The organism is Maridesulfovibrio frigidus DSM 17176 (genome assembly GCF_000711735.1).
GTDB lineage: Bacteria > Desulfobacterota > Desulfovibrionia > Desulfovibrionales > Desulfovibrionaceae > Maridesulfovibrio > Maridesulfovibrio frigidus.
This window is the reverse complement of sequence record NZ_JONL01000010.1, coordinates 70362-86799: the sequence shown is the minus strand read 5'-3', so window position 1 is coordinate 86799 and position 16438 is coordinate 70362. Positions and strand designations below refer to the sequence as shown.

Here is a 16438-nt window from a genome sequence, read left to right as displayed (position 1 = left end):
AAACTCAACTTATGACCCATACGGTACAATCAACTGCGGACTGAACCACTTTTGTTGAAACCGAACCAAACAAAAATTCTTCAGCCTTGCTTACTCCGCGCCTGCCTACAACAAGTGTATCGTAATCGCCTTCTTCTCTTATTCTCAATATATCCAGACCAATACTTCTTCCTGTTCCACAAATATCAGTATCATGAAACGGCGACTTGCAACTAGCAAAATATTGCGCAACAACAACTTCACCAGATACGCCTATTTTAACAAGAATGTCTTTGGCTTCGGACATCTTTTTTCCAATATCAACCTCGTTTTTTTCACACTGGATTGCCCATGCATCATCATCTTTAAAAAGATCCTTATCAGGAAGACGTTCAACATGCAGAATCGTAACTCCGCAGATCGGGCAATGTTTTATAATATTGCCGACATATTCAATAGCCTTATAAGAGTTCTCAGACCCATCAAATGCTACGAGAATCTTATTTAGTGTCATGGTAATATCCTCCTTCGAAATTTGGACCTTTTTGGAGTTAGACTCTTTCAGGAATTATAATTTACGAATTTCCTTTAAACATTTTCTCATATCGATCAGCAACTCATCTACAGACTCATAAAAGACCGAAGTTGATGATGCGAAATGCATTAAAATGTTATTCAGCGAACTTGGAATATAACTATATATTTTCTGAACATTAACGACTCTATTGCCGATAACAATAGAATAATCCCCAGTATTCAAGGTGCTGAGAATGGAATTATCTATGCCCAGTTCGAGCATAGTCTGCATTGTTAAATTTGCTTTACCGGCAAGATAAATAAGAATGGATCCTAATCCAAAAAGATCCAGTCCGAATGGATTTTCATATAACTCAAAGGCATAATCAAAATCGATCCACCTATACGCACCAGTTCCACTTTCTACCCACAAATGATCCCGGCGAATATCACCGTGCTTTTCGTCATTGTCATGTAGAAACTTGATTGCATCGCACGAGTCAATATACTTCTCTAAAATTTTAGGAAAATGCTCGTGAAAATAAGTTTTATGATCGACAGGTATGTTGTGTACAACCACATCAAGACGCTTGCCACGTATTATGTCCAGCACCCTTACATTGTTGCCAGCTACATCATAATTAGAGCACCCCTGCATAAAGCGCGTATCACCCTTCACAAGTTCCAGAATTCTAGCTTCCTTGCGCGGGCTTCTATAGCAGTTAATTTCAAATGGCCCGATGTGCATTGGGAATTTTTCGTAAAAAGCTAGCTTCAAAATTTGAGGCTGCCCAGACTCTAAATGCTTGCCTCTCTTAACCCAATATTTCGGATCGGATAATCCAAAACGCCGTTCCTGTTCATTTTTTAGCACCAAAAAATGTTCAGTACCAAGTTTTATGACATCACTATAGTCAATATTCATAAACTGGGTTGTATCTATAAAAACCTTCCCGAAACGGGACATTGTAGAATCAGGCAAGTATTTATTGATAAGATCTCTGACTTCACTACTCATAGCCACACTCCTGATGTCGTTTTAAACACCAAACAAGGCTTATAATCCTACTTGGATTATATCACAGCAGGTGATAAAGTAAAACAGAAAGAGAACATTAACTGCAAAAGCTGTTAAAGGTTCCAAAATGGCTCTTGCTTGTTCTTTATTTGTTACGTAAGTTTTCTAATTAAGTAAGAGTTGAATATCCAAATTTTCGCATTTTAAGAGGTCTCATTGAATCAAATCGAATATTCCCTAGACGAACTTGGCTGGAAACCATCCTTCCAAGAACAACTTTCTTCCGAAGAGCAAGACACTACCCTCCCCGCCAGAGTTACCAAAACTCATAAGGGACATCTGGTCGTATCCACTGGAAAAGAAGAACTTCTTTTGCAAATCGCAGAAACTGGCGTGGGCAGTCTAAATGAACAGCCTACTGTCGGTGACTGGCTATTACTTAACAAAGAAACGCAGGTTCCTACTCGTTTACTTGAACGCAGCAGTCTACTTCAACGCATGAGCCCGGGGCAGGAAATAAAACTCCAGCCTATCGCGGCCAATATCAACACACTGCTTATTGTCTCATCCTGCAATACCGAATTTAATTTGAATCGCCTTGAGCGGTATATATGCCTTGCTATGGAAGCAGACATTGAATTTGTGATGGTCCTAACCAAAGCAGATTTAGCCGAGGACCCACAAGAATATCTCGAAAAGGCTCAAAAGCTACATGATTCCATGCCGGTAATGGTTGTAAATTCCAAAGACACTGAGAGCGTTAAGGCTTTACAAAATTGGTTTGGTAAAGGCGAGTCACTTGTTCTTTTAGGCTCATCAGGCGTTGGCAAGTCTACACTGCTTAACACCATAAATGGCACTAGCAAGCAAAAGGTCGGAGCTATCCGTGTTGGTGATGATAAAGGGCGGCACACCACTACATCCAGATCCCTCCACGTTATGCCTTCTGGCGCACTTTTGATTGATGTTCCGGGAATCAGAGAGCTACAGCTTTATGATTGTGAGTCTGGAGTATACAACGCATTCAATGAAGTTTCAGAATTGACAGAGCAATGTAAATTTGCAGATTGCAGTCATAAAAATGAGCCGGGCTGTGCAATTAGAGCCGCTCTTGAAGATGGAATAATAGATCAACGCAGACTTGATAATTATCAAAAACTTATTGAAGAATCTGAACTGAACAAAGAAAATATCGCTGAAAGAGTTAAACGAAAATCTGAATCCGGCAGAAAGAAGAATAAGGATTCCAAATATAAATGGCGTAAGTAATCATCCGCCGTCGAACTTTACTTTATACTTTAGCCACGCGCCATCCAAAATAGATTTACCGTTTCAGGGTATTACAATTGGCCTGTGAGATTAGCCTTTCGCTTTGCCATATTCTATAACATTGTCATTCCTATATTTTTTGTACTTCCCCGTAATCTCGTCATCTGGCAGTCCTACGCCTAAATTCTGATTATCCCTCTCAAATTCTATCAAAATCGCAGAATAAATAATTTAATACCTATTAAATCATAGCTGAAGCAGTGAGTCGTACGAGTACGGTAAGTTTGGCGAGCGTCTTTTCGCTGGCACTGTAAGTTTTGGTGAGCGTCAGTATGTTTACGATAAGAATCTGAAACTTATTCAGGCTGGCGAGGTTAAGTATTCTTACGACGCCAAAGGTCGGCTTGTTTTGAAGCATGACCATGGGCAGATTACAAAACATTCGTATCTGCCAAAAGGCGTGCTTCACAAAGCTCAATTGCCTGATGGTCGTATTATCGAATATCATTTTGATTCCGAAGATATGCGCATAGCCAAATCTGTTAATGGAACGGTTACCGAAAAGTATCTATGGAAGGACTTTACGACACTTGAAGCTGTAGCCGATGGCGCGGGGCAAAATGTGAAAGTCTTCGCGTATGACGAAGAAGGTAAAGCAAATTATATGTGATTCGTTTGGCAATCTCATTGTCGATACTGATGGAACTATTGATATTCCTCAGGATTCGCTGCGGGACTTCTCGCTAAAGACACCGGCCTAGTTCATTTCGGATACCGTGAGTATGGCCCTGAAGTTGGACGTTTTGCCACTCCTGATCCTATAGGGTTTGCTGGCGACGATGTAGATGTTTATGGCTACTGCTGGGATGATCCGAATAATTTTGTGGATCGGGATGGGCTTAAGGGGAAGAGTGAGGAGAAAGAAAAAGACGGAGATAAGAAAAACACTAAGCACGAAAAAATACAGTAAACCGATAGCTCTGTGCCTAGACATTCAGACCCCTCTGAAATTCTTGGCTATTATGAAAGGAAAAGAAGTTTTCCAGACAAAGTTGGAAGTTCTTTAGGAAAAATAGGCGGCATTGCAGGCGAAGCCGGAATGGAAATCGCAGGAGAATCTGGGGACGCGATTCACAAAAAGGCTAGTCCGCTTACACATCCTGAAACAAAAAAAGGCGCTCAAGAAATCATGCGAAAAAAGAGAAAAGGCGAAATAAAAGAAAATTGAGAACATCACCGTAAGTGAAAATCCAAAAAAAAGGCTGTGAGGTTAACCCCACAGCCCAATAATAAACTAAAGCCATCAAACTATTTCATAACGACACACAACGAACCAATTAATATTGATCAATTGTCTTCGGAAGCTTAATCATCCAAAATCCACCCTTCTCTCCCGTAGCCTGAAGTTCAAATGATGTCTGAACTTCACCTCCATCGTAAGTAAGCTTGCCATCATCTATGACATACTTTGTAGCCTTCTTAACGTCCTTCCCCTTTTTATCTTCCACCGGATTCACAGTGACAGATCCGAATCCAAAATCATTATCTGAACATACAGCTATCGTTCTCATATCAGGGAGCAATGCCAGCCCTTCTGCCTTACTGGGCTTCCAGCCATGTTCGCGCAAACTGATAATCTCTGTTTTCGTAGCCATCTTTATGCCGAGAGTTTCTAATTCATCAGAACCAGAAACCATTTCTAGCTCTTTCCCGCCAGCAGTCTTTTTACCGCTTAAATCTGTGGCCCCTGCAATGTCGATCAAATAGATAATATTACGAAGCCCGTCTTTACCTTTACCCTGCTCTACAATTAGAAATTTAGTGTCGCTTATAGCATGCAGGTCGCCGATTTTGGCATCCTTACATTTTTTATACGCATCAACATCAATGGGGTAAGCAAACATCTTTGTTTTGCCTGTTTCAGGATCGAGTAAAACTAGACGGGTGAAGGGAGCTTTGCTTGCTGAAATTTTCCCACCCACATCACAAATAGACTGAACCGCACCAAGCACCAAATTGGATGGAGTCACAGCCACACCTTCCATTCCTCTGTTCGGCTGACGTTTTCCAACGATGGCAGGTAGTCCATCCCCTGGAGAATACTTCTTAAGGATACGTCCGGTATTTACATCCATTTTAGCTATGAACGGGCCATATTCATCACATATCCAGAGATTTCCATCTTTACGATCAATGGCAATCCCTTCTGTGTCCATCCCTTCTTTATCGTAGCTGAGGATCTTATATGAATCTGAAAGTGGAACTTCTCCGGTTGAACCGACAGTACCGGGAGGCAATGGACGACCTGAAATATTGCGTCCCTTGAAATCTTTAATCTCAATTGCGCTAAGGAGAGTGACTTTGCCATCTTTGAGAGCAAGCGCACCATATGTAGGAGTAAAATTAGGAGCAGGAAATACTTTGGATGGAACTTTTTTTCCGTTAACCAAGACTCTAGGACTATCGGCATTAGGCCCACGGTCCCCGATTGCGTAAAACATGCGAGATCCATCTTTGGCCTTACCGATATAAGTCATACCGGAACCGATCCCTATCGGGAAACCTTCTGGAATACGATCTGCATATTTCCCGTTGTACGGAACATTATACTTTAAAGGGGTATCAATATCATACTTCTCAATTTCAACGTCAGCTCCGCACGCAAACCCTGCACTGAGGACAAGAATAGCTCCTGTAGCAATAAACTTTTTAAACATTTAGTGTAGCCTCCATTTTTTATAACTCAGCTACATCCTATTAGTTAATAGTAAATCTCATTCAAGTTACAAACGAAACGTATGTGTTAATAAACCAGAAAATATTACCAAACCAACAACTTAAAAGCTTACCTAATCAACAAAGTGGCTTAATGCTTCTTTCAAATCTAGGTGCTCGAAATTAAATCCGGCAGTAATTAAACGTTCCGGCAATACGAACTGTCCATTGATAAGAATTTCCTCCGCCATCTGGCCGAGTATAAGCTTAAGTACAAATGACGGAACACGAAGGCGAACAGGCTTGTCGACAACATTACCAAGGGTTTCCGCGAACTTATTGAACGTTTCAGGATGCGTGGAGCATAGATTATAGACACCCTTACATGAGGAATTTTCAATCAAAAATATTATGGCTCTTATTTCATCATCAATATGAATCCACGAAACGCCCTGATGACCATCACCAATATAGGAGCCAAGCCCAAGTTTAAAAGGGCCAATCATCTTACTAAGAGCACCGCCGGAACCCAAAACCATACTTGTACGAATAACCACCCGCCTAACGCCATAATCTTCAACGCTGGCAGTAGATGCTTCCCACTCTTTTGCAACGTCGGACAAAAAAGAATTACCGCATGCAGCATCTTCCGTTACAGGCTGTGCGCCTCTTGGACCATAGTATCCGATTGCGGAAGCCTGAATTACAACCTTAGGACGAACTTTAGCGGACATTACAGATTCGACTACAGCTCTACCAGCATTCAATCGGCTGGATAATATGCTATTCTTCTTAGCTTTATTCCATCTACCGGAAGCGATATTGTCTCCCGCAAGATTTACGATTGCAGTTGCTCCCTCTGCAAATTCCTCCCATCCTGATGAAGACACACCGTCCCACACAACATTCCTGACTCCCGCAATATCAGATGTCCGTGTTGAACGCGTAAGAGCGTAAACCTGATAGCCTTTTGCCACCAAAGCCTTGCTGAGTTTTCTGCCGATAAACCCCGTTCCACCAGTTATTACAACTCGCATAAAGACCTCCTTATATGATCTGAAGCCTAATTAATTTTATAACTATTAATTAAACAACATCATACATCTATACTAATTGAAATGACAACATTCAAATAATATAATGAGTCTGATTGAGTGAAGAGTAAAATAAGAGGAATGGCAATGCAAAAAAACGCTAAAATAATGAGATAATGTTAAGCGGCCTTGATGCTGCGCATTATAAATCTCAGAGTTTCGTCATATAATTTTGGAGGGCTATATGGAGTTAAGAGCTTGGTTCTGACGGCACCAACAAGATTACAGAGCACAACAGAAGCCGTCTCTGGTATAAGTAAATCTGATATTGATCCATCACGAACTCCCCGAGCCACACAGGTCTCGAGCAGCACAGGAATTTGAGCAAACTTGTGAACCATCGCGTCGCGGTCTTCTCCAGTTTTGATATCACTAAAAGGAGAGCACCTGACAAGTACAAGAAAATTTTCATCGGGATTTATGGAGAAATCAAGATAGCATTTAGCAAATCTACAAACAGCATCAAAGCCGTTTTCGGCCTGAATTACTTCATTCTGGAGAGCTAAACTTAGCCTTTCAGTAACATCTAGCCCTGCGACTCTAAAAAGTTTTTCCTTGCTGACATAATGATGAGACAATAGCCCCACCGCAACTCCAGCGCGATCTGCTATTTTTTTAAAAGTAGTACCATTGTACCCAAGTTCTCCGAAAAGCTCTTTAGCAATCTGTAAAACCAGTTCCTTTTTAGTCATCGAGCTCTCTTCTTTTACTTTATTAATTTACGCTTAAGAATTTACGTAAGCCGTATATAAACGTCAACAATGCAATCAAAAAAACAAAAGCCCCTCATTTAACGAGGAGCTTTTGTTTGGAGGAATAGAAACTGAAGGTGGTTTCTAAGAATGTTTAACTTTCGTAATTCGAGTGCATATATCATTAACGTATGCACAGGTTTTCTTCGAAGGCTAAATTGATACCTGACAATAACAAGGCTTGATGCGGTCAAGTCTAGGTGTCATGGCTGAGTGCATTCATACTGATGACTGCTGTAGGAAAACCTACTTTTCGTGCTGCCGTCATTCAAACTTCATTTAAAGACCCCTACAGTCCCAATAGAAGGAATTCTACGGCATCAAAAAAACATTCACCCTTATGTATAGTCACTCATAAGAATTTATATCGGCATCAACTGAGACTATATCTATGTTCAGTTTTTTATTTTGTCAACAGTCAATAAAGTAAAACCGTAAAGCATTAACAGGCTCGACATACACACTTAAAATACTTATTTAATTGATTTAATAACAAAACAAACAACAATTACGTAAAAATAATAATACAAATTAGTTCTATAAAAAGTAATAATTCTTTCAAATAAAACTGAATGGCCGTTCAGTTTTATCTGATTTAAGCTAGAATTACATACGAAAACGCAATTTTTACTTCCTAACAACAAATCTTAACTCGTAGCAGGTTGCACCAGACGCAAGGTTCACGTATTGTGCGAAAAATTCCGGGAGGATGTTCAATATGATTTTTTCGAAAATATTAATCCCAGTAGATGGTTCAAAACATTCTGATAGCGCAGTTGAATATGGATTTGAATTGGCACAAATAACCAAAGCGCAAGTAATTCTTTTGCACTGCCATCCCCCTGTTCCATCAGGACTAGGTGAGCCTAATTTTCAAAAAGCAATAGATGATTCAACTAGAAGATCATACGCCATCCTTGAAAAATATACTCAGCACCCAAAAGCGCAAGACGTAGAACTCAGTGAAAAAATTATAGGGGGAAAAACCACTACATCCATAACAACCGTGGCAGAAACAGAAAATTGTGATCTCATCATTATAGGTTCCAAGGGCAAAACGGACCTTGAAGGACTGCTTATGGGAAGCGTAACCCACAAAGTACTCAACACAGCTCACTGCCCTGTTTTAGTAATAAAATAAGCCGAAAAATTAATACTTATTTAAAAAGACAGGTCGTGCTATCCCAAAAATCAGATTGTAATTAATTTTTTTTTGACTTAAATTCGAGACAATAAGTTTTAAACTACTTGTTTGATCGAAATCTATTTTTTTGAAAACCCATAGGGAGTGGTTCATGCGTCTTTTGACACGATCTGACTTTGACGGCTTAGCCTGTGCAGTCCTTCTCACGGATATAGGAATCATGGATAATTGGATGTTCGTACACCCAAAAGACATTCAAGACGGCAAATATCCCGGTGACCCCAACGACATAGTTGCCAACGTTCCATATATAGAAGGATGTGGATACTGGTTTGACCATCATTCCAGTGAAGATGAACGTTTGGGCATGGATCTAGATTTTAAAGGGATGTCCCGAAAAGCAAAAAGTGCTGCCAGAGTTATCTGGGAATATTTCGGAGGACACGAAAAGTTCGACGATAAATTTGATGAAATGCTGCACTACGTAGATAAAGTAGATAGCGGTGACCTTACAGCCGAAGAAGTCCAGAATCCGATTGGTTGGATTCTTCTTGGCTTTATCATGGACCCAAGAACGGGTCTTGGACGCTATAGGCATTTTAATGTGAGTAACTACCAGTTAATGGAAAATCTCATTGAATACTGCCGTTCCCTCTCTATCACTGAAATACTCGAACTGCCGGATGTGAAAGAGCGTGTTGACCTCTATATGGAAAGAGATCAGCAATTCCGTAACATGCTTGAGGAACGTTCGGAAGTGTTCGCAAACGTTGTAATACTTGACCTTCGCGAGCAAGAAGAAATTTATCCTGGAAATAGATTTACTATCTACTCCATGTTCCCACAGTGTGACGTAAGCATCCAGATTATCTGGGGTAAGCTAAAGCAGAATACTGTTTTCTCCGTTGGACACAGCATCATAAAACGTACCAGTACGGTTGATATAGGAAGTATGTTGTTAGAGTACGGAGGTGGTGGTCACAAACAGGTTGGAACATGTCAGGTCCCTCATGAAAAGGCTGATGCCGTACTCGGAGAACTGGTTGCCAAGCTCATGAATAAATAATTTAATAGTAATTTAATTAGTAATATTATTAAAGAGCCTGCATTTTTGCAGGCTCTTTTTTTGGGGAATGAGTTTACTTAAGATTGACAACCCCCACTCATGTGTTAACAATAGATCGACAAAAAGAACCTTGTAAATAAATGAGACAATCTCACCCAAATGAACAATATCCGTGATTCTGGATTTTTCTTACCGGAAATCAATTCTGAAATGATGCTTCCATTTTACCTCTCAGAAGTTGCAGCAGGATTCCCCTCCCCTGCGGATGACTACATCGACAAAAAAATGGACCTGAACGAACATCTTATACGGAACCCAACCGCCACATTTTTTGTGCGCGCATATGGCGATTCCATGCAAGATGCAAACATACAATCTGGCGACATACTAATAGTTGATCGAGCACTGGATGCCGCAAACAATTCTATAGTTATCGCTGTCTTCAACGGAGAATTGACTGTCAAAAGGTTAAAACAAGCTGGTAACAAATTATTTCTTATGCCCGAAAATAAAGACTTCCCCAAACTCGAAGTGACGGAAGATACTTCTTTCGAGATATGGGGCGTAGTAACATATATAATACACAAAGCTAGTTTATGAAAATTCTTGCACTTGTTGATTGCAATAATTTCTATGTCTCTTGCGAGCGAGTTTTCGATCCATCGTTACGGAATCGACCAGCTGTAGTATTATCTAATAATGATGGGTGCGTCATAGCTCGTTCACAAGAGGCAAAAGATGTTGGCGTGCCTATGGGAGCTCCGGCTTTCAAATATAAAGTTTTTTTCGAAAAACACGGAGTCAGCGTCTTTTCATCGAACTACGCGCTCTACGGAGATATGTCTCAGCGGGTCGTAAACACTTTGGCCACATTTGCACCATCAATGGAAGTTTATTCAATTGATGAATCCTTTCTTGAATTCGGGGGACACGATTTGAATAATCTAGAATCAATCGGGCACGAAATGCGCAATAAGGTGCTAAAATGGACAGGAATACCTGTCTCAGTCGGCTTTGGACCTACTAAGACCCTAGCCAAAGCGGCAAACAGATTCGCAAAAAAAGAGTCGTGGACGAACGGAGTATTCGGACTCTGTGATCTTGATAAAAATGATAAATTTTTAGAAAAAATACCCGTAAGTGACCTATGGGGAATTGGTAGAAAAACCGGAAAAAAACTTATAGACAGGAAAATAACAACTGCCCGCCTCTTTAAGAATTTGCCTGACCTATGGATAAAGGAAAATTTGACGATAACGGGACTGCATACAGCTTTGGAGCTTCGTGGAATTTCATGCTTTTCACTTGAAAATTCACCGCCACCCAAAAAAACGATTGTGACTTCACGATCGTTTGGAAAGCCGATATCCACTTTACAGGAACTCGAAGAATCAGTTGCCGCCTATATGACTCGCGCAGCGGAAAAGCTACGAAGACAGCAATCACTGACTGGAGGAATAATGATCTTCTTAGCCACAAATCCCCATAACTCTCTTCCACAATACTCAAACTCCACAACCAAAATGTTTCCGGTAGCAACAGATTATACGCCGGATCTTATTACTGCAGCTCTAAATGGTATCAAATCTATTTACCGTCCCGGATACAAATTCAAAAAAACCGGAGTTGTTTTGTTGGATCTAGTCCATAAACATAACAGACAGGCTAACCTTCTGGAGCTTGCAGATAGTGAAAGTAAGGTGAAAAAGAATAAATTAATGAAAATACTGGATGCTGCAAACACTAGGTTTGGTAAGGGAACCTTGAACTACGCATCAGAAGGAATTAATCAGCCTTGGCAAATGACTAGAAATCACAAGTCGCCTGACTATACGACATGCTGGGCAGAAATTCCGAAAATTAAATAGATAAAATTAATAAGCAGTTGCAAGGTTCAGCATTCAGAAACCGAAAAATATGGTGGACACTTTATAAAAATGGTACCAATATAGATTCCCTTGCTCATTCAATAAGATTAAGGCATGAACACCAAAAGGTAAAAACTGCTTAAATTAATTTAGCAAAAAAAAAGGAATAATCCTATCCATGATGAATAATTCATCTATTCGGTTTGCAAAAACCATCAAAATTCTGAGCGTCCCCGTACTGCTTGCTCTTATTTTGACAGGATGCGGAACCAAAAAAGAAGCTGTAGGCCTACACCAGACAGGAACAGTAGCATTTATGTTAAACTGCGACACCGCAGCGGAAACATACTTTATAAAAGCACTTGATGCCGATCCAGAGTACGGCCCTAGCTATATTATGCTTGGAGACTGCTACCTGCGTCAGGGCAAAACTGAAGAAGCTATAAAAACTATCAAAAAAGGACTCGAGCTTAACCTTGATGAAGGCCACAAAAGGCTGGCCCACAGAAAGCTGGCAAGAGCATATAAAGAACTCGGTCAACCTGAAATAGCTCTTGAGCACATTACCATATACACTAGAATGTCTGTGTATCAGGATAAATTCACTCCGCAAAAGTTCTCAGACACAAAGCTTTTTGTTGAAGAATTGGAATTACCTGAGGGGCACAAGAATGTATCCGTAGCCCAGGTGATGGAAGATACTCTGAAAGCCAAAGAAAGCTCGAGACTTGCGAAAGAAAATGAATCTAACATACTCGATGTTTTTGATATCATGTAAAAGTAAAAAACAGCCCTTAAATCCCGCACTCTGCTAAAGATTGCGGGATTTTTTTTTGAACACAAAAAACTAATTTCACATTTCTCTTCTAAAATTCAGATTAAAACATGAGTATATCTTTTTTTTACGAATTAATTAAGACACTTAAAAAGATAAACCAAATCAACAATCTTATAGCAAAAAAAAATCTAGAATTTGACGATAAGCAGTCTTTGTTTTATCAGTTCAACCTATAGATAATTAAAGCCGAATAATTAGTTAACGTGAAACCAAACTTCAAACAATTCAAAAACTTGAAACAGTATAGTTTTTGCTTTTTAAAATCCATATAAGAACCTTAAATTAAAAGACATTCTTAAAATAAGAACACAACATCTAGTGTATACCTTCATGGGCGTTAATTACATTTCGCTTGACAGGGATTACAGTTGGCTTAAAAAGATTCCGTATTTTTTAAAAAAACCTGTTTATTCACCCTAATATATCGAACTAAACTCGCAAGACTCAGGAGAGTCGCTTTGAAATCTCAAAAAGATAAAATATTGATCGCCAATAGAGGTGAGATTGCTGTGCGTATTATGCAGGCATGTACAGACCTCGGTGTTGGCTTTGTTAGCGTATACACGGCTGAGGACAAAGATTCAGGACACGTTACTCTTGCAAGAGAGCTAGGCGGTGAAGAATCAATTTACAAAATCAGATCTTATAATGATGCCGGAGATATTCTTTCCGTTGCTGATCAAACAAACTGTACTGCGGTTCATCCGGGTTACGGTTTTTTCTCTGAAAACTACCGCTTTGCTCGCAGAGTAACTGAAAGAGAAAGGGCGATGATTTTCGTTGGCCCTTCATGGAGAGTTATTCGCGATCTTGGTGATAAAATTAACACCAAACGCTTAGCTAGAAAGCTTGAAGTTCCTACTATTCCTGGTTCTGACAGAGCTATTTATGACGAGTTGGAAGCTGAAGAAATTGCATCCAACCTGTTTAAATTCCAAGAAGAACAGGGTGTTAAAAACCCAGTAGTTCTTGTAAAAGCATCTGCCGGTGGTGGCGGAATGGGAATCGATGAAGTATATAGCATCGAAGAATTCCGTCAGGTTTACCGCCAAATTAGAAACTTCTCGTTGCGTACTTTTAATGATGAAGGTGTTCTTATTGAACAGCGTATCTTCAACTTCAATCACCTTGAAGTACAAATCGTTTCTGAAAAATCAGGTAAGCATCATATCCACTTCGGAACTAGAAACTGTTCGGTACAGAGTCCCGGCAGACAGAAAAGAATCGAAGTAGCTCCGGGATTCTACCCGGAAGGCATGACCTATTCCTTTGACGCGCAAAAAGTCATTGATGACATTGTAGCCCATTCTTTAAAGATGGCCCACAGCATTGATTATGATAGTGTCGGTACATGGGAATGGATTGTTACACCTAAGGGAGCTCCTTTCTTGATGGAGGTAAACACCAGAATTCAGGTTGAAAATGGTGTTTCAGCTCAGATTTCAAGCATTCAAGGTGACTCAGACGTTAATCTGATCAAAGAACAGATCAGACTCGCGCTTGGTGACGAGCTTGGATATACTCAAGAAGACATTACTCTTAATGGTGTAGGAATCGAATACAGAATCATTGCAGAAGACACCGATGACAAATTCGCTCCTTGGGCAGGGGAAATTGAAGAACTTCATTGGAAAGAGCACTCTTGGCTCAAAATGCACACACATATTCCCAAAAAACTGCCATATCAGATCCCTACAGAGTTTGACCCCAATCTGGCTCTTGCCATTATCTGGGGTAAGGACCTTAAAGAGGCTAAAGAACGCGGTCATGAATTCCTTAACGAATTCGTACTAAAAGGTAAGGACAGAAAAAATGTTTCGCTCAAGTCCAACCTCAAGTTTTTGGCCAAGAAAACAAACAATTTACTGGAATTCTAATAATACACCATGGATATAGAAAAAAAACTAGAAGGTTTAAGCAAGCGAGTTCAGTATGCGCGCGACATTCTCGGTGAAGTCGAGGACAGACGCCTTACAGCATTCGCCCAGAAGCTTGATTCCTTCCTAGACCGCAATATCAATCTGACTCAGGAAGAACTGTGGGATAAATTAAACACCGTCGGCGAAAGCTTGGCCGTGCTTGAAAAGGATATTGATAATAGCCTTACCCCCATGGACAAAGTCCGTATCGTTCGTCATTCCGAAAGAATATGCCTTAAGGATATTCTTGAAAATGTTTACGACAATTACACAGTTGTCGGCGGCAAGGATGACATGAGCATCGATCCCGGCATGGTCATCGCACGCGCCTACATCTCCAGAAGAGTCGGCAAAAAAGTGCACAACCAGCCAGTTATGGTCGTTGGTCAGGAAAAAGGACACGGACAGGAATTTCGTAACGGTGGCTGTATTAAACCATGGGGTAATGCCAACGCATTGCGTTACATGAAAGTTGCCGCGCGTGAAAATATTCCTATCCATACTTATGTATTTACTCCCGGATCTTATCCTATTGAAGATTATCCGGGCGCAGCACAGCAGATTGCTGAGAATATCTACGAAATGTGCGGGCTTGAAGTTCCAGTCATCTCCGTAATATCCGAAGGTGGTTCCGGCGGTGCGGAAGCTATTGCAATGGCTGACAAACGCCTTATGCTTTCACACGGTTACTACTCTGTAATTTCTCCAGAGGGTGCTGCAGCGATCGAAGGACGTCTCCGCGATGGAATGCGTGCATCTTCAGAGCTTATCGATTCCTGCGCTAAAAATCAGTGTATCACAGCAAAAGACAACCTCGGTTTCGGATACATTGACGGCATCATTCATGAGCCCCCTTTGGGATCCCGCCCTGAACACTTCGATTTCTACAAAGTAGTAAGATCCGAAGTTATCAGAGCTACCGATGAAGTTGTCTTAAGCGTTAAAGGACTTCGCCTTTTCCGTGGTACAGCAATTAAAAGCCGCAATAAGAAGGCTCTTACTGACGAATCCGTATTCGTACGCTGGTCAATCAATTCCAATGAGAAAGAAAGACTGCTTTGGAAGAGATACAAAAAATACCGTAAAATGGCTCAGCATGCCTACGAAGACAAAAGAACCTTTATTGAAAAAATCAATTCAGCGAAAGTGGATGCAATGGCTGCAGCCTACTCCACTATCCGATACGATTTAATCAAAAAATATCAAACTAAGTTTTTAAGACTTGCCGAAGAAGCAAAAGATGAAATCCATGTTGTCACGAACAAGGTGGATCAACTTAAGCGCCTCGCAGCCAGCAAAATAGGTTTAACTACCAAAAGCAACTCAGAAGTTGAGTTCGCATTGACCAAGCTGTCTGTTCAGGATGAAGAGCAGCTTCCACCGGCAGATTACAGACATTTCGTCAGCCCTAGAGCGAATGAAGACAGAGAAATAACCTGTCCTAACGCGGAAAAAGACGGCTGTCTCGAAATATGGTCTCGCGATCTATTTGATGAATTCGCCGGTGTATGTCCGACATGTGGACATCATTTCCCAATGGAATATAATTGGTACCTTGCTAATTTATTTGACTGGGGAACAGTTCGCGAATTCAACAAATCCATTTGTGCTACAAACCCGACCAACTTTCCAAATTACCAGAACAGACTGGATGCTGCGAAAGAAAAAACCGGGCTTCAGAGTGGTTGCGTGACCTTCGAAGGTCATATCAAACACACTAAAGTAATCTGTGCGACTCTGGTTGCCCCTTTCCGAGGCGGATCAGTTGGAGCTGCTGAGGGTGAAAAATTTGTTCGCGCTCTAGAGCTTGCGGGCAAAAAGAGATACCCGTTTCTGGCATACGTTCACGGAACAGCCGGAATCAGAATTCAGGAAGGCACAAACGGACTCATTCAGATGCCACGCTGTACTCTCGCAGTACGCCGCTACATCGAATCCGGCGGACTCTATATCGTTTTGTATGATACAAACTCATACGCAGGACCTGTAGCAAGTTTCCTTGGCTGCTCTCCTTATCAGTATGCTGTTCGTTCATCGCGTGTCGGCTTTGCTGGCCCGGGTGTTATCAAAGAAACAACAGGTATGGACATTCCACCTGATTACCATTCCGCATACAATGCTCTCTCACGCGGTCACATTCAGGATATTTGGGATCGTAGAGATATTCGCAGAAATCTGCATCAGGCTTTCCTCACTGTTGGTGGTAGAAACCTGTATTACAGATAAACGACTCGATTATACGAATTGAAAAAGCCTCTTT

At 40.9% G+C, this 16438-nt stretch carries 16 protein-coding genes and 1 pseudogene; 11 read left to right on the top strand and 6 right to left on the bottom strand.

Annotation, left to right across the window (positions count from 1 at the left end; translation table 11 throughout):
• Window positions 1–4: 4 nt before the first annotated feature.
• Both BR06_RS0117230 and BR06_RS0117225 read right to left on the bottom strand, forming a co-directional pair.
• Entirely contained in the window at window positions 5–493 is a 489-nt protein-coding gene (locus tag BR06_RS0117230) for a universal stress protein (protein ID WP_031485311.1), read from the bottom strand.
• 54 nt (window positions 494–547) lie between these two features.
• Window positions 548–1513, bottom strand: coding sequence for a hypothetical protein (locus tag BR06_RS0117225; protein ID WP_031485308.1), 966 nt, complete (start codon window positions 1511–1513; stop codon window positions 548–550).
• 216 nt (window positions 1514–1729) lie between these two features.
• Here BR06_RS0117225 and rsgA point away from each other — a divergent pair, with 216 nt between their 5' ends.
• Complete coding sequence (gene rsgA, locus BR06_RS0117220) at window positions 1730–2782, top strand: ribosome small subunit-dependent GTPase A (protein ID WP_031485307.1); 1053 nt, start codon at window positions 1730–1732, stop codon at window positions 2780–2782.
• Window positions 2783–3023: 241 nt separating this feature from the next.
• Here the strand turns inward: rsgA and BR06_RS0117215 are convergent, their stop codons facing one another.
• A complete protein-coding gene (locus tag BR06_RS0117215) occupies window positions 3024–3224 on the bottom strand; it encodes a hypothetical protein (protein WP_156952729.1) in 201 nt (66 codons plus the stop codon).
• Window positions 3225–3242: 18 nt separating this feature from the next.
• Between BR06_RS0117215 and BR06_RS0117210 the strand changes: the two genes are divergently transcribed.
• The 3 genes and pseudogenes from BR06_RS0117210 to BR06_RS20185 all read left to right on the top strand — a co-directional run bounded on the left by BR06_RS0117210 (window position 3243) and on the right by BR06_RS20185 (window position 4010).
• Window positions 3243–3452, top strand: a complete 210-nt coding sequence (locus BR06_RS0117210; RefSeq protein ID WP_156952728.1) for a hypothetical protein — start codon at window positions 3243–3245, stop codon at window positions 3450–3452.
• A 63-nt stretch (window positions 3453–3515) separates the two neighbouring features.
• A pseudogene (locus tag BR06_RS20965) lies at window positions 3516–3752 on the top strand (RHS repeat-associated core domain-containing protein); the annotation flags it as partial.
• 12 nt (window positions 3753–3764) lie between these two features.
• Complete coding sequence (locus BR06_RS20185; RefSeq protein ID WP_084154236.1) at window positions 3765–4010, top strand: hypothetical protein; 246 nt, start codon at window positions 3765–3767, stop codon at window positions 4008–4010.
• Window positions 4011–4119: 109 nt separating this feature from the next.
• Here the strand turns inward: BR06_RS20185 and BR06_RS0117195 are convergent, their stop codons facing one another.
• The 3 genes from BR06_RS0117195 to BR06_RS0117185 all read right to left on the bottom strand — a co-directional run bounded on the left by BR06_RS0117195 (window position 4120) and on the right by BR06_RS0117185 (window position 7283).
• On the bottom strand, window positions 4120–5499 hold the full coding sequence (locus BR06_RS0117195; RefSeq protein ID WP_031485298.1) for an esterase-like activity of phytase family protein: 1380 nt from the start codon (window positions 5497–5499) through the stop codon (window positions 4120–4122).
• A gap of 132 nt (window positions 5500–5631) precedes the next feature.
• Window positions 5632–6534 (bottom strand): TIGR01777 family oxidoreductase, encoded by a 903-nt coding sequence (locus BR06_RS0117190; protein WP_031485295.1) that lies wholly within the window; start codon window positions 6532–6534, stop codon window positions 5632–5634.
• 176 nt (window positions 6535–6710) lie between these two features.
• A complete protein-coding gene (locus tag BR06_RS0117185) occupies window positions 6711–7283 on the bottom strand; it encodes a TetR/AcrR family transcriptional regulator (protein ID WP_031485294.1) in 573 nt (190 codons plus the stop codon).
• A 778-nt stretch (window positions 7284–8061) separates the two neighbouring features.
• Here BR06_RS0117185 and BR06_RS0117180 point away from each other — a divergent pair.
• From BR06_RS0117180 to BR06_RS0117150, 7 genes are all read left to right on the top strand, one after another.
• On the top strand, window positions 8062–8484 hold the full coding sequence (locus tag BR06_RS0117180) for a universal stress protein (protein WP_031485292.1): 423 nt from the start codon (window positions 8062–8064) through the stop codon (window positions 8482–8484).
• Window positions 8485–8638: 154 nt separating this feature from the next.
• The gene (locus tag BR06_RS0117175) at window positions 8639–9553 is read left to right on the top strand and encodes a DHH family phosphoesterase (RefSeq protein ID WP_031485289.1); all 915 of its coding nucleotides are present in this window, start codon (window positions 8639–8641) and stop codon (window positions 9551–9553) included.
• A gap of 159 nt (window positions 9554–9712) precedes the next feature.
• Window positions 9713–10153 carry a LexA family protein gene (locus tag BR06_RS0117170; protein ID WP_031485287.1) on the top strand — a complete coding sequence of 147 codons (441 nt, stop codon included), beginning with the start codon at window positions 9713–9715 and terminating at the stop codon, window positions 10151–10153.
• The gene (locus BR06_RS0117165; RefSeq protein WP_031485284.1) at window positions 10150–11421 is read left to right on the top strand and encodes a Y-family DNA polymerase; all 1272 of its coding nucleotides are present in this window, start codon (window positions 10150–10152) and stop codon (window positions 11419–11421) included. The genes BR06_RS0117170 and BR06_RS0117165 overlap by 4 nt, the downstream gene beginning before the upstream one ends.
• A 178-nt stretch (window positions 11422–11599) precedes the next feature.
• On the top strand, window positions 11600–12199 hold the full coding sequence (locus BR06_RS0117160; RefSeq protein WP_031485282.1) for a tetratricopeptide repeat protein: 600 nt from the start codon (window positions 11600–11602) through the stop codon (window positions 12197–12199).
• Between the two features lie 518 nt (window positions 12200–12717).
• Window positions 12718–14136, top strand: a complete 1419-nt coding sequence (locus BR06_RS0117155; RefSeq protein ID WP_031485280.1) for a biotin carboxylase N-terminal domain-containing protein — start codon at window positions 12718–12720, stop codon at window positions 14134–14136.
• Between the two features lie 9 nt (window positions 14137–14145).
• The gene (locus BR06_RS0117150; RefSeq protein ID WP_031485279.1) at window positions 14146–16404 is read left to right on the top strand and encodes a carboxyl transferase domain-containing protein; all 2259 of its coding nucleotides are present in this window, start codon (window positions 14146–14148) and stop codon (window positions 16402–16404) included.
• Window positions 16405–16438 lie beyond the last annotated feature (34 nt).